The 19,963-nt window shown below is 71.7% G+C and carries 15 protein-coding genes; 9 read left to right on the top strand and 6 right to left on the bottom strand.

Going from position 1 to position 19,963, the window contains the following annotated elements:
* Positions 1-28 precede the first annotated feature (28 nt).
* Together ACZ407_RS10960 and ACZ407_RS10955 are read left to right on the top strand one after the other, a co-directional pair.
* A complete protein-coding gene (locus ACZ407_RS10960) occupies positions 29-1,078 on the top strand; it encodes an LLM class F420-dependent oxidoreductase (protein ID WP_468127388.1) in 1,050 nt (349 codons plus the stop codon).
* Positions 1,079-1,337: 259 nt separating this feature from the next.
* Positions 1,338-2,126, top strand: coding sequence for a ferritin-like domain-containing protein (locus tag ACZ407_RS10955; protein ID WP_468127386.1), 789 nt, complete (start codon positions 1,338-1,340; stop codon positions 2,124-2,126).
* A 58-nt stretch (positions 2,127-2,184) separates the two neighbouring features.
* On the opposite strand, the gene ACZ407_RS10950 is transcribed toward ACZ407_RS10955, so the two are convergent.
* Complete coding sequence (locus tag ACZ407_RS10950) at positions 2,185-3,177, bottom strand: magnesium and cobalt transport protein CorA (RefSeq protein WP_468127384.1); 993 nt, start codon at positions 3,175-3,177, stop codon at positions 2,185-2,187.
* Between the two features lie 55 nt (positions 3,178-3,232).
* Here ACZ407_RS10950 and ACZ407_RS10945 point away from each other — a divergent pair, with 55 nt between their 5' ends.
* The 4 genes from ACZ407_RS10945 to mshC all read left to right on the top strand — a co-directional run bounded on the left by ACZ407_RS10945 (position 3,233) and on the right by mshC (position 6,823).
* Positions 3,233-3,940, top strand: a complete 708-nt coding sequence (locus tag ACZ407_RS10945; protein WP_468127382.1) for a histidine phosphatase family protein — start codon at positions 3,233-3,235, stop codon at positions 3,938-3,940.
* Positions 3,941-4,031: 91 nt separating this feature from the next.
* Positions 4,032-4,622 (top strand): DUF3090 domain-containing protein, encoded by a 591-nt coding sequence (locus ACZ407_RS10940; protein WP_468127380.1) that lies wholly within the window; start codon positions 4,032-4,034, stop codon positions 4,620-4,622.
* Positions 4,619-5,473, top strand: a complete 855-nt coding sequence (locus ACZ407_RS10935) for an SCO1664 family protein (protein WP_468127378.1) — start codon at positions 4,619-4,621, stop codon at positions 5,471-5,473. Before ACZ407_RS10940 ends, ACZ407_RS10935 begins: the two co-directional genes overlap by 4 nt.
* Before the next feature lie 120 nt (positions 5,474-5,593).
* Entirely contained in the window at positions 5,594-6,823 is a 1,230-nt protein-coding gene (mshC, locus tag ACZ407_RS10930) for a cysteine--1-D-myo-inosityl 2-amino-2-deoxy-alpha-D-glucopyranoside ligase (RefSeq protein ID WP_468127376.1), read from the top strand.
* Between the two features lie 118 nt (positions 6,824-6,941).
* On the opposite strand, the gene ACZ407_RS10925 is transcribed toward mshC, so the two are convergent.
* From ACZ407_RS10925 to ACZ407_RS10905, 5 genes are all read right to left on the bottom strand, one after another.
* Positions 6,942-7,949, bottom strand: a complete 1,008-nt coding sequence (locus tag ACZ407_RS10925) for a PAC2 family protein (RefSeq protein WP_468127374.1) — start codon at positions 7,947-7,949, stop codon at positions 6,942-6,944.
* A 179-nt stretch (positions 7,950-8,128) separates the two neighbouring features.
* Positions 8,129-9,736, bottom strand: coding sequence for a glycerol-3-phosphate dehydrogenase/oxidase (locus tag ACZ407_RS10920; protein ID WP_468127372.1), 1,608 nt, complete (start codon positions 9,734-9,736; stop codon positions 8,129-8,131).
* 50 nt (positions 9,737-9,786) lie between these two features.
* Positions 9,787-11,313 (bottom strand): glycerol kinase GlpK, encoded by a 1,527-nt coding sequence (glpK, locus tag ACZ407_RS10915; RefSeq protein ID WP_468127370.1) that lies wholly within the window; start codon positions 11,311-11,313, stop codon positions 9,787-9,789.
* Between the two features lie 70 nt (positions 11,314-11,383).
* Positions 11,384-12,139, bottom strand: a complete 756-nt coding sequence (locus tag ACZ407_RS10910; protein WP_468127368.1) for an MIP/aquaporin family protein — start codon at positions 12,137-12,139, stop codon at positions 11,384-11,386.
* Positions 12,140-12,489: 350 nt separating this feature from the next.
* Positions 12,490-13,257, bottom strand: coding sequence for an IclR family transcriptional regulator (locus ACZ407_RS10905; RefSeq protein ID WP_468127367.1), 768 nt, complete (start codon positions 13,255-13,257; stop codon positions 12,490-12,492).
* A 303-nt stretch (positions 13,258-13,560) separates the two neighbouring features.
* Here ACZ407_RS10905 and metH point away from each other — a divergent pair, with 303 nt between their 5' ends.
* From metH to ACZ407_RS10890, 3 genes are all read left to right on the top strand, one after another.
* Positions 13,561-17,070, top strand: a complete 3,510-nt coding sequence (metH, locus tag ACZ407_RS10900; protein ID WP_468127365.1) for a methionine synthase — start codon at positions 13,561-13,563, stop codon at positions 17,068-17,070.
* Between the two features lie 115 nt (positions 17,071-17,185).
* Complete coding sequence (locus tag ACZ407_RS10895) at positions 17,186-17,887, top strand: HAD family hydrolase (protein WP_468127364.1); 702 nt, start codon at positions 17,186-17,188, stop codon at positions 17,885-17,887.
* Between the two features lie 446 nt (positions 17,888-18,333).
* A complete protein-coding gene (locus tag ACZ407_RS10890; RefSeq protein ID WP_468127362.1) occupies positions 18,334-19,941 on the top strand; it encodes an ABC transporter substrate-binding protein in 1,608 nt (535 codons plus the stop codon).
* Positions 19,942-19,963: the final 22 nt, after the last annotated feature.

Here is a 19,963-nt window from a genome sequence, read left to right as displayed (position 1 = left end):
ATCATCGGTACAGCGGTAAGGGGACGACATGCGGCTCGGCATCAATCTCGGCTACTGGGGTGCGGGCATGGACGCCGACAACCTCGCCGTCGCCCAGGAGGCCGACCGCATCGGCTACGACGTCTGCTGGGCCGCGGAGGCGTACGGATCGGACGCCCCCACCGTCCTGTCCTGGGTGGCCGCGCAGACCGAGCGCATCGACATCGGCTCCGCGATCATGCAGATCCCGGCCCGCCAGCCCGCCATGACCGCGATGACCGCGGCCACCCTCGACTCGCTCTCCGGCGGCCGCTTCCGCCTCGGCCTCGGCGTCTCCGGCCCCCAGGTCTCCGAGGGCTGGTACGGGATCAGGTTCGACAAGCCGCTGGCCCGCACCCGCGAGTACGTCGAGATCGTCCGCAAGGCCATGACCCGCGAACGGCTCAGCTACGAGGGCGAGCACTGGACCCTGCCGCTGCCCGGCGGCCCGGGCAAGCCGATCAAGCTGACGGTGCACCCCGAGCGCGAGTACATCCCGCTCTACATCGCCGCCATCGGCCCCAGGAACCTGGAGCAGACCGGCGAGATCGCCGACGGCGCCCTGCTCATCTTCCCGGCCGCCGAGCACCTGGAGGCCACCGCCCTCACCCACATCCGGGCGGGCCGCGAGAAGGCCGGCAAGACGATGGAGGGCTTCGACGTCTGCCCGACCGTGCCGCTGGCCGTCGGCGCGGACGTCCCCGGCCTCGCCGACATGTTCCGCCCGTACACCGCCCTCTACGTGGGCGGCATGGGCAGCCGGAAGCAGAACTTCTACAACCAGCTCGCCCAGCGGATGGGCTACGAGAAGGAAGCCGCCGAGATCCAGGACAAGTACCTGGCCGGGGACAAGGCGGGCGCCGCGGCCGCCGTCCCGCACCGCCTCATCGACTCGACCACCCTGCTCGGCTCCGTCGAGCGGATCGCCGACGGCATGAAGGCCTACGCCGAGGCCGGGGTCACCACCCTGACCCTGGCCCCGGCGGGCTTCACCCGCGAGGAGCGGCTGGCCGCCCTGCGGGCCGGTGTCGAGGCCCTGGAGCTCGCCGGCCTGGCCTGAGGGCCGGGCTTGCGCCCACCCCGGCCGCCGGACTCCCGGTCCGGCGGCCGGCCCTGCCCCAGCGGCCGTGGTGGGGGCTCGGGGGGTCTTCCCCGCCACGGCCGTCACCGCCAACAACGCCTTCCGGGCCCGCGGGGTTACGCCCCGGCGGCCGCTCCTTCCGTTCCGCCGTTCGGCGCAGCGGGGCGCCCCCACGGTTGCCCGCCGTGCCGATGCGCCGTTCACTCGGTCGCAGGGGGTCCGTAGGAGGTGGCGATTCATGCTCTCGGCCCGAAGCCTGTTCCAGGAGATCGTCGACGACGACGGCTCCTTCCAGCTCTTCTGCTCCATCGCGGCGAGCGGCGAGTCGCAGGGCGGCTGGGAGAACGCCCGGATCGCCGCCCTCGTGCCGCCCACCATGGCGCACCTCGCCCCGAAGATCACCCGGCACGGGGCCGACGAGGACAAGCACGGCCGGATCTTCAACGCCCTCCTCAGGAAGCGCGGCCTGCCGCCCGTACCGGTGCCCCCGGAGACCGACTACACGATGATCCTGGAGCGCAGCGGCATCGGGCTGCCGCACGCCAAGCTGCGCGCGGACGAGCCGCTGACCGAGGAGGACATCGTCGTCTACCTCGCCCACAGCCGCGTCACCGAACAGCGGGCCGCCGACCAGATGGACATGCTCGTGCGGAACTTCGGGGACCACCCCGAGCTCGGCAAGGCCATCCGCATGATCAGCAACGACGAGGACAACCACCTCGCCTACTGCCACGAGGAGCTGCTGCGGCTCGCCGGCCAGGGCCACGGCCGCACGATCCAGCGGGTGCTGCGCGAGAGCGCCCTCGCCGAGATCGGCATCTACCGCGACGTCAGCCTCGCCGTGATGGCCCACATGGGCCGCCTGCTGGAGTGGCCCGCGGCGAAGTCCGCGGTCCTGCGCGCCGGGATCCGCGGCACGTACGCCTGGGAGCGGTTCGCCGGCTGGCACCGGGCGGTGGGCCTGCGCATGCCGGAGCGCCGGGACGCCCTGGGCGGACCGGCCGTCACCGCCGCCGAGTTCGCCTGAGCCGGCCGCGTCCGGCCGGCGCCCCGCAACCCGGCCGCCCCGCGACCCGGCCGCCGCCTCACAGCCAGCCGCGGCGCTTGAACATCCGGTGCAGCGCGAGCACCGCGCCCGCCATCACCACCAGCACCGCCGGATACGCCCACACCCAGTGCTTCTCCGGCATGTGGTCGAAGTTCATGCCGTAGATCCCCGCCACCATCGTCGGCACCGCCGCCATCGCCGCCCACGCGGAGATCTGCCGCATGTCGTCGTTCTGCCTCACCCCCACCTGCGCCAGGTGGGCCGACAGCGCGTCCGACAGCAGCCGGTCCAGCCCCTCCACGTACTCGTTCGCCTTGGACAGGTGGTCGGCCACGTCGCGGAAGAACGGCCGGGCCCGCTCGTGCACGAAGGGCACCCCCGTGCCCGCCAGCCGCGCCATCGGCAGCGCCAGCGGGTTCGTGGCCCGCCGGAACTCCAGCACCTGCCGCTTGAACCCGTAGATCCGCGCCGCCGTGCCCTTCCGGTCCGCCTCCCGCGGGGCGAACACGTCCGCCTCCAGCTGCTCCAGGTCCGACTGGAGCTCGCCCGCGACCTCGATGTAGTGGTCCACCACCGCGTCGCTCACGGCGTACAGGACCGCCGTCGGCCCCTGCCGCAGCACCTCCGGGTCCTCCTCCAGCCGCCGCCGCACCGCGGCCAGCGGGGCACCCGGACCGTGCCGCACCGTCACCACGAACGAATCCCCTATGAACACCATCAGCTCGCCCGCCGCGACCGTGTCCGAGTCCTCGTCGTACAGCACCGGCTTGAGCACCACGAACAGCGAGTCGTCGTACACCTCCAGCTTCGGCCGCTGATGGGCCGTCAGCGCGTCCTCCACCGCCAGCGGATGCAGCCCGAACTCACTGCTGACGAGCGCGAACTCCTCCTCGGTCGGCTCGTGCACCCCGATCCACAGGAAGGCGTCCCCCGACGCCCGCGCCTCGTCCAGGGCGTCCGAGAAGTCCGCCGGACCCGGCACCCGGGCGCCGTCCCGGTAAATCGCACAGTCCACAATCACGCCCGGCATTCTTCCCTGCCGCCCGCCCGCCCGCACGGGGGCCGCACCGCCTACCCTGGGCGCCATGGCCACGCTGATCCTCGTACGGCACGGACGCTCCACCGCCAACACCGCCGGGCTGCTCGCCGGCTGGACCCCCGGGGTCGCGCTCGACGAGACCGGGCTCGGGCAGGCCGCCGCCCTGCCCGGACGCCTCGCCGGCCTGCCCCTGGCCGCAGCCGTCAGCAGCCCCCTCCAGCGCTGCCGGGAGACCCTCGCCCCGCTGCTGGCCGACCGCCCCGGACTGCCCCTGCACACCGACGAGCGCATCGGCGAATGCCACTACGGCGACTGGTCGGGCCGCAAACTCTCCGAACTCGCCGACGAGCCGCTCATGAAGACGGTCCAGCAGCACCCCTCCAACGCCGCCTTCCCGGGCGGCGAGTCCATGCGCGCCATGCAGCACCGCGCCGTGGAGGCCGTACGCGACTGGAACACCCGCATCGAGGAGGAGCACGGCAGCGGTGCGCTGTGGCTCATGTGCTCGCACGGGGACATCATCAAGTCCCTCGTCGCCGACGCCCTCGGCATGCACCTCGACCTCTTCCAGCGGATCTCCGTCGAGCCCTGCTCGGTCACGGTCCTGCGCTACACCCCGCTGCGCCCCTTCCTGCTGCGCCTCGGCGACACCGGCGACCTCTCCTCCCTGGCCCCCCGCGAGCCCGCCGGGGGAGCCGAAACGGCCGAGAATGGCGGGAACGCGGTCGTCGGGGGTGCTGCGGGCGCGGCGTGATCGAACAGCGCAGTAGGGTGGATACGCCGGGCACGAGCCGCACCGCCCGCACCGCCCCGCCCCCCGCAGCCGACACATCTGGAGACTGGACGTGCCACGTCAGGTGTTCCTCTACGACCCGCCGGACCGCTTCGTGGCCGGCACGGTCGGCCTGCCTGGACGCCGTACGTTCTTCCTCCAGGCCTCCTCGGGCACCCGCGTCACCAGTGTCTCCCTGGAGAAGACCCAGGTCGCGGCGCTGGCCGAGCGCATGGACGAGCTCCTCGACGAGGTGGTCCGGCGCACCGGCGGCAACGCCCCGGTGCCGGCCGTCGCCCCCGCCGAGGCCGGGGACACCGCCCCCCTCGAGGTCCCCGTGGACGAGGAGTTCCGCGTCGGCACCATGGCCCTCGCCTGGGACGGCGAGGAACAGCGCATGATCGTGGAGGCCCAGGCCCTCGTCGAACTCGACGCGGAGTCCGAGGAGGACCTCGCCGAGGCCGAGGAGCGCCTCCTCCAGGACGAGGAGAACGGCCCGCCCATGCTGCGGGTCCGCCTCACCGGCGCCCAGGCCCGCGCCTTCGCCAAGCGGGCCCTGGACGTGGTCAACGCCGGCCGCCCGCCCTGCCCGCTGTGCAGCCTGCCGCTGGACCCGGACGGCCATGTCTGCCCCCGCCAGAACGGCTACCGGCGCGGGGCGTGAGCGGGGAAGCCGGTACGACGGGGGAGCGCAGGGTGACGAGGAACGCAGTGGACACCGAGGAACTCCTCGCCCGCGGGGAGCTGGCGGTGCTCGGCCGCATCGCCGAGGCCTCCAACGCGGTGCTGCGCTGCACCGTCACCCTGGACGGGACGAGCGCCGACTGCGTCTACAAGCCCGTCGCGGGGGAGCGGCCGCTGTGGGACTTCCCCGACGGCAACCTGGCCCGCCGCGAGGTGGCCGCCTACCTGCTCTCGCAGGCCACCGGCTGGGACCTGGTCCCGCCGACCGTCCTGCGCGACGGCCCCTACGGCGAGGGCATGGTCCAGCAGTGGATCGAACGCGCCCCGGAGGACCCGGCAGCCCCCGGGACCGGCCTCCTCGCCCTGGTCGAAGGGGAAGAGGCCGGCGCGGGCTGGCGGCCCGTGGCCTTCGCCGAGGTGGGGGAGGGCCGCACCGCACTGCTCGTGCACGCCGACGACGACCGGCTGCGCCGCCTCGCCGTCCTCGACGCCGTGATCAACAACGGCGACCGCAAGGGCGGCCACCTGCTGCCCGCCTCCGGCGGCCGGCTCTACGGCATCGACCACGGCGTGACCTTCCACACCGAGGACAAGCTGCGCACCCTCCTGTGGGGCTGGGCCGGCGAGCCGCTGACCGACGAGGCCCGCACCGTGCTCGCCGCCCTCGCCGAGGCCCTCGGCGAGGGCACCCCGCTGGCCACCCGGCTGGGCGAACTGATCACCGCCGCCGAGCTGGCCGCCGTACGCGCCCGGGTGGCGCAGCTGCTGCGCACCGGGCGGCACCCGCAGCCCTCCGGGCAGTGGCCCTCGATCCCCTGGCCCCCCGTCTGACGTGCAGCGCAGCCCGGACCGGGGCAATGCACACCCGCGGCAGATCCGCAAGAGCGCGGAACAAGCCAACAGTGGCCATCCGGTTCGTTTCCGGAACATCCGTCCGGTTAGGCTCAAGGCATGCATGCCTGGCCAGCTTCTGAGGTTCCCGCCCTGCCCGGCAAGGGCCGCGACCTCCGGATCCACGACACCGCGACCCAGGGGACGATCACCCTCGTCCCGGGTCCCGTCGCCCGTCTCTACGTCTGCGGGATCACCCCGTACGACGCGACCCACATGGGTCACGCGGCGACCTACAACGCGTTCGACCTCGTTCAGCGCGTGTGGCTCGACACCAAGCGTCAGGTTCACTACGTCCAGAACGTGACCGACGTCGACGACCCGCTGCTGGAGCGGGCCCTGCGCGACGGACAGGACTGGACCGAGCTCGCCGAGCGCGAGACCGCCCTGTTCCGCGAGGACATGACCGCCCTGCGGATGCTCCCGCCCCGGCACTACATCGGCGCGGTCGAGGCGATACCCGGCATCGTGCCCCTCGTCGAACGCCTCCGCGACGCCGGCGCCGCCTACGAGCTCGAAGGCGACATCTACTTCTCCGTCGAGTCCGACGCCCACTTCGGCAAGGTCTCCGGCCTCGACGCCGAGGCCATGCGCCTGCTGTCCGCCGAGCGCGGCGGGGACCCGGACCGCCCGGGCAAGAAGAACCCGCTCGACCCGATGCTGTGGATGGCCGCCCGCGAGGGCGAGCCCAGCTGGGACGGGGCCTCCCTCGGCCGCGGCCGCCCCGGCTGGCACATCGAGTGCGTGGCCATCGCCCTGGACCACCTGGGCATGGGCTTCGACATCCAGGGCGGCGGCTCCGACCTCGCCTTCCCGCACCACGAGATGGGCGCCTCGCACGCCCAGGTGCTGACCGGCGAGTTCCCCATGGCCAAGGCGTACGTGCACGCCGGCATGGTCGCCCTGCACGGCGAGAAGATGTCGAAGTCCAAGGGCAACCTGGTCTTCGTCTCCGCGCTGCGCCGCGCCGGGGTGGACCCGGTCGCGATCCGGCTCGCCCTGCTCTCCCACCACTACCGGGCCGACTGGGAGTGGACCGACCAGGTCCTCGCCGACGCCGAGGCCCGCCTCGGACGCTGGCGCGCGGCCGTCTCCCGGCCCGACGGCCCCTCCGCCGACGCCCTCGTCGAGGAGGTCCGCGAGGCCCTCTCGAACGACCTCGACGCCCCGGCGGCCCTGGCCGCCGTGGACCGCTGGACGGAGCTCCAGGAGAGCGAGGGCGGCACCGACGAGTCGGCGCCGGGCCTGGTCTCCCGTACCGTCGACGCCCTCCTCGGCGTGGCCCTCTAGGGTCCCTCCGCCGAACCGGAGCACAGCACCCGCAGACGCGGAAGGGGCCGGCACCCACGGGCGCCGGCCCCTTCCGCATGTCCCGCCACCCGGCACCGCCGCGTGGCCTCCCGGACGGCTACCCGTCCGGGTTCTCCTCCTCGCCGCCCCGCTCCTCCTGAGCCGGACCCGGCCCGGAGGACTCCGGCGGCTCCCCGGACTTGCGGCGCGGCGGCCGCGGCCGGCCGCCGCCCGAGGTGTCCCGCAGGTACGAGGTGTCCCCGCCCTCCGTGGCCAGGCCCGGACCGCCGTCCCGGCGCCGCAGGTACCTCTCGAACTCCCGCGCAATGGCCTCGCCGGACGCCTCGGGCAGGTCCGCGGTGTCCCGGGCCTCCTCCAGCGTCTGGACGTACTCCGCCACCTCGCTGTCCTCCGCGGCCAGTTGGTCCACGCCCAGCTGCCAGGCACGTGCGTCCTCGGGCAGCTCGCCCAGCGGGATCCGCAGGTCGATGAGGTCTTCCAGCCGGTTCAGGAGGGCCAGCGTCGCCTTCGGGTTCGGCGGCTGCGACACGTAGTGCGGCACCGCCGCCCACAGCGACACCGCCGGCACCCCGGCATGCGTGCAGGCCTCCTGCAGGATCCCGACGATGCCCGTCGGACCCTCGTACCGGGTCTCCTCCAGATCCAGCGTCCGGGCCAGATCCGGATCCGAGGTGACCCCGCTGACCGGCACCGGCCGCGTGTGCGGGGTGTCGCCCAGCAGGGCGCCCAGGATCACCACCATCTCGACGCCCAGTTCATGGGCGAATCCGAGGATCTCGTTGCAGAACGACCGCCAGCGCATGGACGGTTCGATCCCGCGGACCAGTACGAGGTCGCGCGGCTTCGCCCCGCCGATGCGCACCACCGACAACCGCGTCGTCGGCCAGGTGATCTTCCGTACTCCGCCGTCCAGCCACACCGTGGGGCGGTTGACCTGGAAGTCGTAGTAGTCCTCGGCGTCCAGCGCCGCGAAGACCTCGCCCTTCCACTCCCGGTCCAGGTGCGCGACCGCACCGGAGGCCGCGTCACCCGCGTCGTTCCAGCCCTCGAACGCGGCCACCATGACCGGGTCGATCAGCTCGGGCACGCCCTCAAGCTCGATCACCCAGGTCTCCTTCCGAAGTTCCCTTGCGTTACCGGGGTCAGCCTACGGCTTGGATCCATCCCCGCCACAGCAAGGGGAAAACGGGGAACTGCCAGTGCAGCAGCGCAAAGGGGCGGTCCGCACCCGGACCGCCCCTCTGCGCGCTCTGCCGCCGCCGGGCCCGGCGGGCCCGGCCGCCGTCAGGCCCGGCGGTCCAGCATCTCCTCGACCCGGGTGCGCACCTCGTCGGTGTCCAGGCCGCGGATCGTCAGCGTCGTGCGGCGGCGCAGCACGTCGTCGGCGGTCTGCGCCCACTCGTGGTCGCGGGCGTAGGCGACCTGGGCCCAGATCTCCGGGCCGTCCTCGTGGATGCGCTCGCCCAGCGCCGGGTCCTCGTTCACGAGGCGGGCGATGTCGAAGGCCAGCGAGCCGTAGTGGGTCGCCAGGTGGCGCGCGGTCAGCGGGTCCATGCGCATGCCCGGCTCGCGGTCCACGAGCAGGCGGTGCGCGACCGCGTTGGGGTTGGCGACACCGGGCAGCGGAACCCGGCGCACCAGGGACTTCACCGGCTCCATGTCCTCGGTCAGCGGGCTGCCCGGGAGCTTCGCCAGCTTGTCCATGACCACCCGGCCGATGTGCCGGTACGTGGTCCACTTGCCGCCGGCCACCGACAGCATGCCGGCGCGGCCCTCGGTGACCACGGTCTCGCGCTTGGCCTGGGCCACGTCCCCCGGGCCGCCGGGCAGCACCCGCAGACCGGCGAAGGCGTACGTCATCAGCGAGCGGTCGAGGTCCGCGTCCTGGATGGAGAACGCCGCCTCGTCCAGGATCTGCTGGATGTCGGACTCGGTGGCGCGCACGTCCGCCGGGTCGCCCTCGTACTGGGTGTCGGTGGTGCCCAGCAGCAGCTGGTCCTCCCACGGCAGCGCGAAGGTGATGCGGTACTTGTCGATCGGGGTGGCCATGGCGGCCTTCCAGGGCGAGTTGCGCTTCATCACGATGTGCGCGCCCTTGGAGAGGCGGATCGACGGGGCCGCGTGCTTGTCTTCCAGACGCCGCAGGTGGTCCACCCACGGGCCGGTGGCGTTGAGCACGACGCGGGCGTCGATGCCGAACTCGGTGCCGTCCAGGCGGTCCTTGAGCTCGGCGCCGGAGACCCGGCCGCCGGTCATGCGCAGACCGGTGACCTCGGCGTGGTTGAGGACGACGGCACCCGACTCGACGGCCGCGCGGACCGTCATGACGGCCACCCGGGAGTCGTTCATCTGGTGGTCGTAGTAGACCGCGACGGCCTTCAGGTTGTCCGTGCGCAGGCCCGGGTTGTCGGCGGCGGCGCGGGCCGGGGATATGACCTTGCCGATGCCGTCGCCGAAGGCCGACAGCGCGGAGTACGCGAAGACGCCCGCGCCCAGCTTGGCGGCGCCCACCGGGCCGCCCTTGTAGACGGGCAGGTAGAAGGTGAGCGGGTTGACCAGGTGCGGGGCCACGTCCTTGGCCAGCACCCGGCGCTCGTGGTGGTTCTCGGCGACCAGCTTGACCGCTCCGGTCTGCAGGTAGCGCAGACCGCCGTGGACCAGCTTGGAGGAGGCCGAGGAGGTGGCGCCGGCGAAGTCGCCGGCGTCCACCATGGCGACCCGCAGGCCCGACTGCGCGGCGTGCCAGGCCACCGAGGTGCCCAGGATGCCGCCACCGATGACCAGCAGGTCGTAGGTGGCCTTCGCCAGCTGCTCTCGGGTCTCGGCGCGGCTCGGGTTCGAGCCGGCGGTCGGGTGCGTGCCCAGCGCGGGCACGCTCTGCAGGCTGCTCATTGTTAGCTCCTCGTCAGCTGTCAGTGATCGACAAGTCCGTCAGCCGGAACTCAGCTGTGGTCTTCCTCGTCGATCCAGCCCATGGTCCGCTCGACGGCCTTGAGCCAGTTCTTGTACTCGCGGTCCCGCTGGTCGGCGGGCATCCGCGGGGTCCACTCGGCGGCCCGGCGCCAGTTCGCGCGCAGCGCGTCCGTGTCGGGCCAGAAGCCGACGGCCAGGCCGGCGGCGTACGCGGCGCCGAGGCAGGTGGTCTCGGCGACCATCGGGCGCACCACGGGGGCGTCCAGGAAGTCCGAGAGCGTCTGCATCAGCAGGTTGTTGGACGTCATACCGCCGTCGACCTTGAGCGCGGACAGTTCGACGCCGGAGTCCTTGGTCATGGCGTCGGTGATCTCGCGGGTCTGCCAGGCGGTGGCCTCCAGGACGGCACGGGCGATGTGCGCCTTGGTGACGTAGCGGGTGAGGCCGGCGATCACACCGCGGGCGTCGGAGCGCCAGTACGGGGCGAACAGGCCGGAGAAGGCGGGCACGAAGTAGGCGCCGCCGTTGTCCTCGACGGAGGAGGCCAGGGTCTCGATCTCGGCCGCGGTCTTGATCATGCCCATCTGGTCGCGCATCCACTGGACGAGCGAGCCGGTGACGGCGATGGAGCCCTCCAGGGCGTAGACCGGCTTCTGGTCGCCGATCTGGTAGCCGACCGTGGTCAGCAGGCCGCTGTAGGAGTTGATGATCTTGTCGCCGGTGTTCATCAGCATGAACGTGCCGGTGCCGTACGTGGACTTGGCCTCGCCCTCGGCGAAACAGGTCTGGCCGAACAGGGCGGCCTGCTGGTCGCCGAGCGCGGAGGCGACCGGCACGCCCGCCAGGACCCCGTCCTTGACCTCGCCGTAGACCTCGGCGGAGGAGCGGATCTCCGGCAGCACCGCGGCCGGGATGTCGATGGACTGGAGGATGCGCTCGTCCCAGGCCAGCTCGTGCAGGTTCATCAGGAGGGTGCGCGAGGCGTTGGTGACGTCGGTCACGTGCCGGCCGCCGTTCACGCCGCCGGTCAGGTTCCAGATGACCCAGGTGTCCATGGTGCCGAAGAGGATGTCGCCGGCCTCGGCGCGCTCGCGCAGGCCCTCGACGTTGTCCAGCAGCCAGCGGACCTTCGGGCCGGAGAAGTAGGAGGCCAGGGGGAGGCCGGTCTCGCGGCGGAAGCGGTCCTGGCCGACGTTGCGGCCGAGCTCCTTGCAGAGGGCGTCGGTGCGGGTGTCCTGCCACACCAGCGCGTTGTGCACCGGCTCGCCGGTGTTCTTGTCCCACATCACGGTGGTCTCGCGCTGGTTCGTGATGCCGACGGCCTTGACGTCCGCGGCGGTGATCCCGGCCTTCTGGATGGCCCCGGCGACGACCTCCTGGACGTTGGTCCAGATCTCGGTGGCGTCGTGCTCGACCCAGCCCGGCTTCGGGAAGATCTGCTCGTGCTCCTTCTGGTCGACGGAGACGATGCGGCCGTCGCGGTCGAAGACGATGCAGCGCGAGGACGTGGTGCCCTGGTCGATCGCGGCGATGAAGGGCCCGGTGCTCGTGGTCATGGTGTCTGCTCCTGGCAGGTCGTGAGGGGGCGGCGAAAGTGTTCCGTGCAGCTGGTGCTGTTCAGACGAATCAGACGAACGCGATCTTGTAGAGACCACCGGCGAGGAGGGCGCCGACGAGCGGGCCCGCCACCGGGATCCAGGAGTATCCCCAGTCCGAGCCGCCCTTGTTGGGCAGCGGCAGGACGGCGTGCATGATGCGCGGGCCGAGGTCGCGCACCGGGTTGATGGCGTAGCCGGTCGGGCCGCCGAGCGAGAGGCCGATGCCCACCACGACGAACGAGGTGATCAGGACGCCGATCACGCCGAGGCCCTTGCCGCCGTCCTGGAGGCCCTGCGTGAGGATGGCGAGGACGAGCACCGCGGTGCCGATGATCTCGGTGGCCAGGTTCTGCACCACGTTGCGGATCTCGGGGCCGGTGGAGAAGATCCCGAGCACCGGACCGGCCGGCCCGCTGAGGTCGTGCGTGACCTCGGGGTCCGTGAGGTGGGCGCGGAACTGGCCGTAGTACGTGATCCACATCAGGGCGGTGCCGATCATGGCGCCGAGCAGCTGGCCGGCCAGGTAGATGCCGGTGTTGCTCCAGTCCCCGTCCTTGACGGCGATGCCGACGGTGACGGCCGGGTTGAGGTGCGCGCCGGAGAGCGGGGCGGACACGTACGCGGCGATCAGCACCGCGAAGCCCCAGCCGAAGGTGATGGCGAGCCAGCCCGCGTTGCGGGCCTTCGAGCTCTTGAGAGTCACGGCGGCGCAGACGCCTCCGCCGAGCAGAGTGAGCAGGGCGGTACCGATGGTCTCGCCGATGAAGATGTCGGAGCTGGACACCCGCGACTCCTTTGTCCTACGTCCAGGGGGTGAGCGGTTCCACCGGTCCCGTTCGGTGGTCCGCGCACTCGGTGAGTGCGATTCCGGCCCGTGGCACTGCCCTACCTTAACGCGTATTGCCGTTAGGTGTTCGACAATGCCGACCGGTGAACGGCAGTTTTCCGCCCGTGTGAAGACGGCGTCAAGAGTCCGAGGTGCCGAATGCCGGATCGTTACCACACGGTAGGATCCCCTGAAATCCCTCGTAATGCACTGAAAGCGGACATGGCGAAAAGGCGTGGCGTCCATGAAGCCACGCCCGAGGGGCCCTGTGAAGCGCGCCTATCCGGCCACCGGCGCGTCGCCGGCGCTCAGAACCGGCCGGCGCCGAGATCGCGGGAGACCGCCCGCGCGCAGTCCCGTACGGCCGCCACCAGCTCGGAGCGCACCTCGCCCGGAGCTCCGCAGACCCGCTCCACGGCGCCCGCCACCGCCACCGCGCCCACCGGCATCCGGCGCCGGTCGTGGATCGGGGCGGCGACCGAGGCCAGCCCCTCCCAGGTCTCCTCCACGTCCGCGGCCCAGCCGCGGGCCCGGGTCAGGTCGAGGACCGCCTCGAAGCCCTCCAGGTCCGTCACCGTGGCCGCCGTGAACGCCTGGCGCTCGGCCTCGACGGCCTCGGAGTGGGCCACCGGGTCGTAGGCGGACAGCACCTTGCCCAGGGCCGTGGAGTGCAGCGGCTGCATGGCCCCCACCTCCAGCACCTGGCGGCTGTCGTCCGGCCGGAACACGTGGTGCATGATCAGCACGCCCTGCTTGTGCAGCACGCCCACGTACACGCTCTCCCCGCTCGCGCGGGCCAGGTCGTCCGTCCACACCAGGGCCCGGGCCCGCAGCTCGTGCACGTCCAGGTAGCTGTTGCCCAGCCGCAGCAGCTCGGCGCCCAGCTGGTAGCGGCCCGAGGCCGGGTCCTGCTCCACGAAGCCCTCGGCCTGCAGGGTGCGCAGGATCCCGTGGGCCGTGCCCTTGGCCAGGCCGAGCGCGGAGGCCACGTCGGACAGCCCGAGCCGGCGCTCACCCCCCGCGAGCAGGCGCAGCATCGCAGCAGCCCGTTCGAGCGACTGGATGTTCCGTGCCATCGGCGCTGCCTCCTGTGCTTGCCGGTGCGGCCCCCGGCGGGGAGGCGCTGCTTACCGGACGTGGTTCGACAATGACGAACACTATCGGTCGATGCCGACCTTGTGCATGGTGAGGGAAAGTCTGTCAAGAGCGAGTCGCGCCAGCCACCCCCGGCAACAGCATGCCCTCCGGAGTTGCCAAGGTGGTCGTCCGGAGGGTGGGACGCCTTCACCCGCCGGGCACACGCGCGGTTAACCTGACGGCGTGCACCCTGGACACACAGGGTGCAAAGCCGACAGCCGTCGCATTCCAGGGAGCAGTCCATGGCCTCGTTGCCGAACCCGTCCGCAGACACCCAGACCCGGGCCGACGCCCTCCGCCAGGCGCTCGCCACGCGCGTGGTGGTGGCCGACGGAGCCATGGGAACCATGCTCCAGGCGCAGGACCCCACCCTCGAGGACTTCCAGAACCTCGAAGGCTGCAACGAGGTCCTCAACGTCACCCGCCCGGACATCGTCCGCTCGGTGCACGAGGCCTACTTCTCCGTCGGCGTGGACTGCGTCGAGACCAACACCTTCGGCGCCAACCTCTCCGCGCTCGCCGAGTACGACATCCCCGGGCGCAACCACGAGCTCTCCGAGGCCGGCGCCCGGATCGCCCGCGAGGTCGCCGACGAGTTCACCGCCGCCACCGGACAGCAGCGCTGGGTCCTCGGCTCCATGGGCCCCGGCACCAAGCTGCCCACCCTCGGCCACATCTCGTACGGCGCGATCCGCGACGCCTACCAGACCAACGCCGAAGGGCTCATCGCCGGCGGGGCCGACGCCCTCCTCGTCGAGACCACCCAGGACCTCCTCCAGACGAAGGCCTCCCTCATCGGCGCCCACCGCGCCATGGCCGCCCTCGGCGTCACCGTCCCGCTGATCTGCTCCGTCACCGTCGAGACCACCGGCACCATGCTGCTCGGCTCCGAGATCGGCGCCGCGCTGACCTCGCTGGAGCCCCTCGGCATCGACATGATCGGCCTGAACTGCGCCACCGGCCCGGCCGAGATGAGCGAGCACCTGCGCTACCTCGCGCGCAACTCCCGCATCCCGCTCTCCTGCATGCCCAACGCCGGCCTGCCCGTGCTCACCAAGGACGGCGCGCACTACCCGCTGTCCGCCTCCGAGCTCGCCGACGCCCAGGAGAACTTCGTCCGCGAGTACGGGCTCTCCCTCGTCGGCGGCTGCTGCGGCACCACCCCCGAGCACCTGCGCCAGGTCGTCGAGCGGGTCCGCCCGCTCTCCCCGGCCGTCCGCGAGCCCCGCCCCGAGCCCGGCGCCTCCTCGCTCTACCAGACCGTCCCGTTCCGCCAGGACACGGCGTACATGGCGATCGGCGAGCGGACCAACGCCAACGGCTCCAAGAAGTTCCGCGAGGCCATGCTCGACGGCCGCTGGGACGACTGCGTGGAGATGGCCCGCGACCAGATCCGCGAGGGCGCCCACATGCTCGACCTCTGCGTCGACTACGTGGGCCGCGACGGCGTCGCCGACATGGAGGAGCTCGCCGGCCGCTTCGCCACCGCCTCCACCCTGCCCATCGTCCTCGACTCCACCGAGGTGGACGTCATCAAGGCGGGCCTGGAGAAGCTCGGCGGCCGCGCCGTCATCAACTCCGTCAACTACGAGGACGGCGACGGCCCCCGGTCCCGCTTCGCCCAGGTCACCCGGCTGGCCCAGGAGCACGGCGCCGCGCTGATCGCCCTCACCATCGACGAGGAGGGCCAGGCCCGCACCGTCGAGCACAAGGTCGCCATCGCCGAACGCCTCATCGCCGACCTCACCGGCAACTGGGGCATCCGCGAGTGCGACATCCTCATCGACACCCTGACCTTCACCATCTGCACCGGCCAGGAGGAGAGCCGCGGCGACGGCATCGCCACCATCGAGGCCATCCGCGAGCTCAAGCGCCGCCACCCCGAGGTGCAGACCACCCTCGGCCTGTCCAACATCTCCTTCGGGCTCAACCCGGCCGCCCGCATCCTGCTCAACTCCGTCTTCCTCGACGAGTGCGTCAAGGCCGGACTCGACTCCGCCATCGTCCACGCGAGCAAGATCCTCCCGATCGCCCGCTTCGACGAGGAGCAGGTCACCACCGCCCTCGACCTCATCTACGACCGGCGCGCCGAGGGCTACGACCCCCTCCAGAAGCTCATGGAGCTCTTCGAGGGCGTCAACACCAAGTCCCTCAAGGCGGGCAAGGCCGAGGAGCTCCTCGCCCTGCCCCTGGAGGAGCGCCTCCGGCGCCGCATCATCGACGGCGAGAAGAACGGGCTCGAAGCCGACCTCGACGAGGCGCTGCAGACCCGGCCCGCCCTGGACATCGTCAACGACACCCTCCTGGAGGGCATGAAGGTCGTCGGCGAGCTCTTCGGCTCCGGCCAGATGCAGCTGCCCTTCGTGCTCCAGTCCGCCGAGGTCATGAAGACCGCGGTGGCCTACCTCGAACCCCACATGGAGAAGTCCGACGCGGAGGGCAAGGGCACCATCGTCCTCGCCACCGTCCGCGGCGACGTCCACGACATCGGCAAGAACCTCGTGGACATCATCCTCTCCAACAACGGCTACAACGTGGTCAACCTGGGCATCAAGCAGCCCGTCTCCGCGATCCTCGAAGCCGCCGAGGAGCACCGGGCCGACGTCATCGGCATGTCCGGCCTCCTGGTCAAGTCGACCGTGATCATGAAGGAGAACCTGGAGGAGCTCAACCAGCGCAAGCTGGCCGCGGACTACCCCGTCATCCTCGGCGGCGCCGCCCTCACCCGCGCCTACGTGGAACAGGACCTCCACGAGATCTACGAGGGCGAAGTCCGCTACGCCCGCGACGCGTTCGAGGGCCTGCGCCTCATGGACGCCCTCATCGCCGTCAAGCGCGGCGTCCCCGGCGCCACCCTGCCCGAGCTCAAGCAGCGCCGCGTGCCCAAGCGCGACACGGCGGACCTCCGGATCGACGAGCCCGAGCCGGGCGGCCGGTCCGACGTCGCCACCGACAACCCGGTCCCCGCACCCCCGTTCTGGGGCACCCGCGTGGTCAAGGGCATCGGCCTCAAGGAGTACGCCTCCTGGCTCGACGAGGGCGCCCTCTTCAAGGGCCAGTGGGGTCTCAAGCAGGCCCGCGCCGGCGGCCCCACGTACGAGGAGCTCGTCGAGCAGGAGGGCCGGCCGCGGCTGCGCGGACTCCTGGACCGGCTGCACACCGACAACCTCCTCGAAGCCGCCGTGGTCTACGGCTACTTCCCGTGCGTGTCCAAGGGCGACGACCTGATCCTCCTCCACGAGGACGGCTCCGAGCGCACCCGCTTCACCTTCCCCCGCCAGCGCCGCGGCCGCCGCCTGTGCCTCGCCGACTTCTTCCGCCCGGAGGAGAGCGGCGAGACCGACGTGGTCGGCCTCCAGGTGGTCACCGTCGGCTCGAAGATCGGCGAGGAGACCGCCCGGCTGTTCGCCGCCGACTCCTACCGCGAGTACATGGAGCTGCACGGCCTGTCCGTCCAGCTCGCCGAGGCCCTCGCCGAGTACTGGCACGCCCGGGTCCGCGCCGAGCTCGGCTTCGGCGGCGAGGACCCGGCCGGCATCGAGGACATGTTCGACCTGAAGTACCGCGGCGCGCGCTTCTCCCTCGGCTACGGCGCCTGCCCCGACCTGGAGGACCGCGCGAAGATCGCCGACCTCCTCCAGCCCGAGCGGATCGGCGTCCACCTCTCCGAGGAGTTCCAGCTGCACCCGGAGCAGTCCACCGACGCGATCGTCATCCACCACCCCGAGGCGAAGTACTTCAACGCACGCTGACGCAGATCGACGTACACTTGTCGGTCCCACACAGGCCGGTCGCCTGAACCCCGGGGCATGCATGCCCGCGGGGGGAGGCGGCCGGCCTTGTCGTCCCCTACAGGAGGTGTGCCGTATGACCAGCACGGTTCCGGCGTCCGTCACCAGGACCGCCGACGGCTCGGCGCTCCAGGCCGTCCTCCTCGACATGGACGGCACCCTCGTCGACACCGAGGGCTTCTGGTGGGACGCCGAGGTCGCCGTCTTCGCCGAGCTGGGCCACCGGCTCGACGAGTCCTGGCGCGACGTGGTGGTCGGCGGCCCCATGAGCCGCAGCCTCGGCTACCTCATCCAGGCCACCGGCGCCGAGGTCGGCCTCGCCGAACTCAGCGTCCTGCTCAACGAGCGCTTCGAGGCCCGCATCGCCGACAGCGTGCCCCTCATGCCCGGAGCCGAGCGCCTGCTCGCCGAACTGGCCCGCCACAACGTGCCCACCGCCCTGGTCTCCGCCTCCCACCGGCGCGTCATCGACCGCATCCTCCGCTCCCTGGGCCCCGAGCGCTTCGCCCTGAGCGTCGCCGGCGACGAAGTGCCCCGGACGAAGCCGCACCCCGACCCGTACCTGCGGGCCGCCCAGGCCCTCGGCGCGCACCCCTCGCGCTGCGCCGTCATCGAGGACACCGCCACCGGGGTCGCCGCCGCCGAGGCCGCCGGCTGCCGCGTGGTCGCCGTGCCCTCCGTCGGGGCCATCGCCCCCGCCCCGGGCCGCACCGTCGTCTCCTCGCTCGAAGACGTGGACCTGGCCTTCCTGCGCTCCCTCATCACCGGAATGAACTGAACGGTCACCCGGAGTGCCGGTGCGGTCCGCTCCGGCGGGCCCGATTCCGTCACAGCGCGTTCCTCTCTCCGGGATCCCCGGGTGACCTTCGTCACCCGGGAAGACCCGCCGTGTCCCCTTTGCGCGCCCGCGGCCCTTCCCTTGTGTCCGGATTGATCATCTCCTGACCGAAACAGCCGGGCGTCACCGTGCGCAGCCAGTTGGCACCCATCACCGTGCGATTACGCCCCAAGTCCGGCCAGTTCCAGCCATCCCGCCACGGACCACTATCGTCAACGCTGGCAGTCGCGCCGCCACCTCCGTGGGCCTGCGTACACACCCCTGCACGCACCCCGCGTGGAACCGATCGTCTATCGACCCGGCCCGATCGTTCCGCCCCGAACGGGCGCCCGGCGCATTGCCCGACACCGCTGTGACCAAGTGCCGGTTGAGGGAGAACTCCGAGGATGAACCGCAAGACCCTGGTGCTGACGGCCGCCGCCGTACTGCTCACCCCCGCGCTCGCCGCCTGCGGCAGCGCCACCGGCGGGGGAGCGGGCGGAGGGGCCATCGTCGTCGGCACCACCGACCGGTTCGAGGCCGCGGACTACGCACCCGCCCCCTTCGACCCCGCCTACGCGTACGACGCCGGCGCCTGGAACGTGCTGCGCCAGACCGTCCAGACGCTGATGCACATCCCGCGCGGCGGCGGCGAGCCCGTCCCCGAGGCGGCCGAGGACTGCCGCTTCACCGACGAGAGCAACGAGAGCTACCGCTGCACCCTGCGCCAGGGCCTGCAGTTCTCCAACGGGGACGCGCTCACCGCCCAGGACGTCAAGTTCTCCATCGAGCGCACGCTGAAGATCAACGACGAGAACGGCCCCGCCGTCCTGCTCTCCACCCTCGACACCGTCGAGACCAAGGGCGAGGACACGGTCGTCTTCCACCTGAAGACCCCCGACGCCACCTTCCCGTACAAGCTGTCCACCCCCGCCGCGGGCATCGTCAGCAGCAAGCAGTACGACGGGAACAAGCTGCGCCCCGGCTTCGACGTGGACGGCTCCGGCCCGTACACGATGAAGCCCGAGGTCAAGGACAACCAGCTGGTCCGCGTCGTCTTCAGCAAGAACAAGAACTACAAGGGCGACCTCAAGCTCAAGAACGACAAGGTCGAGCTGCGCACCTTCGAGGACTCCGCCGCCATGGGCAAGGCCCTGGAGGACGGGGACATCCACATGATGTCCCGCAGCCTCTCGCCCGCCCAGATCGAGGAGCTGTCCGCGAAGCCCCCCAAGGGGGTCAAGCTCGTCCCGATGTCCGGCCTGGAGATCCGCTACCTCGGCTTCAACACCGAGGCCCCGGCCGTCAAGGACAAGGCCGTCCGCCAGGCCGTCGCCGCGTCCGTCAACCGGGCCGCGCTGATCGAGAAGGTCTACGGCCGGTCCGCCGAGCCGCTGTACTCCCTGGTGCCCTCCAGCGTCGGCGGCCACGTCAACTCGTTCTTCAACAAGTACGGCGGCGAGTCCGACCCCGCGGCCGCGGCCTCCCTGCTGCGCGGGGCCGGGGTCGCCACCCCCGTCAAGCTCACCCTGAACTACACGACGGACCACTACGGCGACGGCACCGCCGCCGAGTTCGAGGCCCTCAAGGCCCAGCTCAACGCCACCAAGCTGTTCGACGTCACGGTCAAGGGCACCCCGTGGGCCGAGTTCCGCCCCGCCCAGAAGAAGGGCGAGTACGCGGTCTACGGCCTCGGCTGGTTCCCCGACTTCCCCGACGCCGACAACTTCCTCGCGCCGTTCCTGGAGGAGGGCAACTTCCTCAACACGCCGTACGCCAACGGCACGGTGCGCAAGAAGCTGATCCCCGAGTCCCGGCGCGCGGGTGACCGCACCATCGCCGCGAACACCTTCGGGCAGATCCAGGACATCGTCGCCGAGGACGTACCGGTGCTGCCGCTGTGGCAGGCCAAGCAGTACGTGGCCGCACGCGACGGGATCACCGGTGTGGAGTGGTCGGTCAACTCCATCTCCGACCTTCAGCTGTGGGAGCTCGGCCGCGGCGTCAGCGGCTGAGACGGGCAGCAACCGGCAGCGG

The sequence above is a fragment of the Streptomyces sp. NPDC030809 genome (genome assembly GCF_055572195.1).
The sequence above is the reverse complement of the archived record's forward strand: the minus strand, read 5'-3'. Positions and strand labels throughout refer to the sequence as shown.

Coding starts and splice junctions, on each gene's coding strand:
- ACZ407_RS10960 (WP_468127388.1), top strand. CDS start 29: ATGCGGCTCGGCATCAATCTCGGCTACTGGGGTGCGGGCATGGACGCC.
- ACZ407_RS10955 (WP_468127386.1), top strand. CDS start 1,338: ATGCTCTCGGCCCGAAGCCTGTTCCAGGAGATCGTCGACGACGACGGC.
- ACZ407_RS10950 (WP_468127384.1), bottom strand. CDS start 3,177: ATGCCGGGCGTGATTGTGGACTGTGCGATTTACCGGGACGGCGCCCGG.
- ACZ407_RS10945 (WP_468127382.1), top strand. CDS start 3,233: ATGGCCACGCTGATCCTCGTACGGCACGGACGCTCCACCGCCAACACC.
- mshC (WP_468127376.1), top strand. CDS start 5,594: ATGCATGCCTGGCCAGCTTCTGAGGTTCCCGCCCTGCCCGGCAAGGGC.
- ACZ407_RS10920 (WP_468127372.1), bottom strand. CDS start 9,736: ATGAGCAGCCTGCAGAGCGTGCCCGCGCTGGGCACGCACCCGACCGCC.
- glpK (WP_468127370.1), bottom strand. CDS start 11,313: ATGACCACGAGCACCGGGCCCTTCATCGCCGCGATCGACCAGGGCACC.
- ACZ407_RS10905 (WP_468127367.1), bottom strand. CDS start 13,257: ATGGCACGGAACATCCAGTCGCTCGAACGGGCTGCTGCGATGCTGCGC.
- metH (WP_468127365.1), top strand. CDS start 13,561: ATGGCCTCGTTGCCGAACCCGTCCGCAGACACCCAGACCCGGGCCGAC.
- ACZ407_RS10895 (WP_468127364.1), top strand. CDS start 17,186: ATGACCAGCACGGTTCCGGCGTCCGTCACCAGGACCGCCGACGGCTCG.
- ACZ407_RS10890 (WP_468127362.1), top strand. CDS start 18,334: ATGAACCGCAAGACCCTGGTGCTGACGGCCGCCGCCGTACTGCTCACC.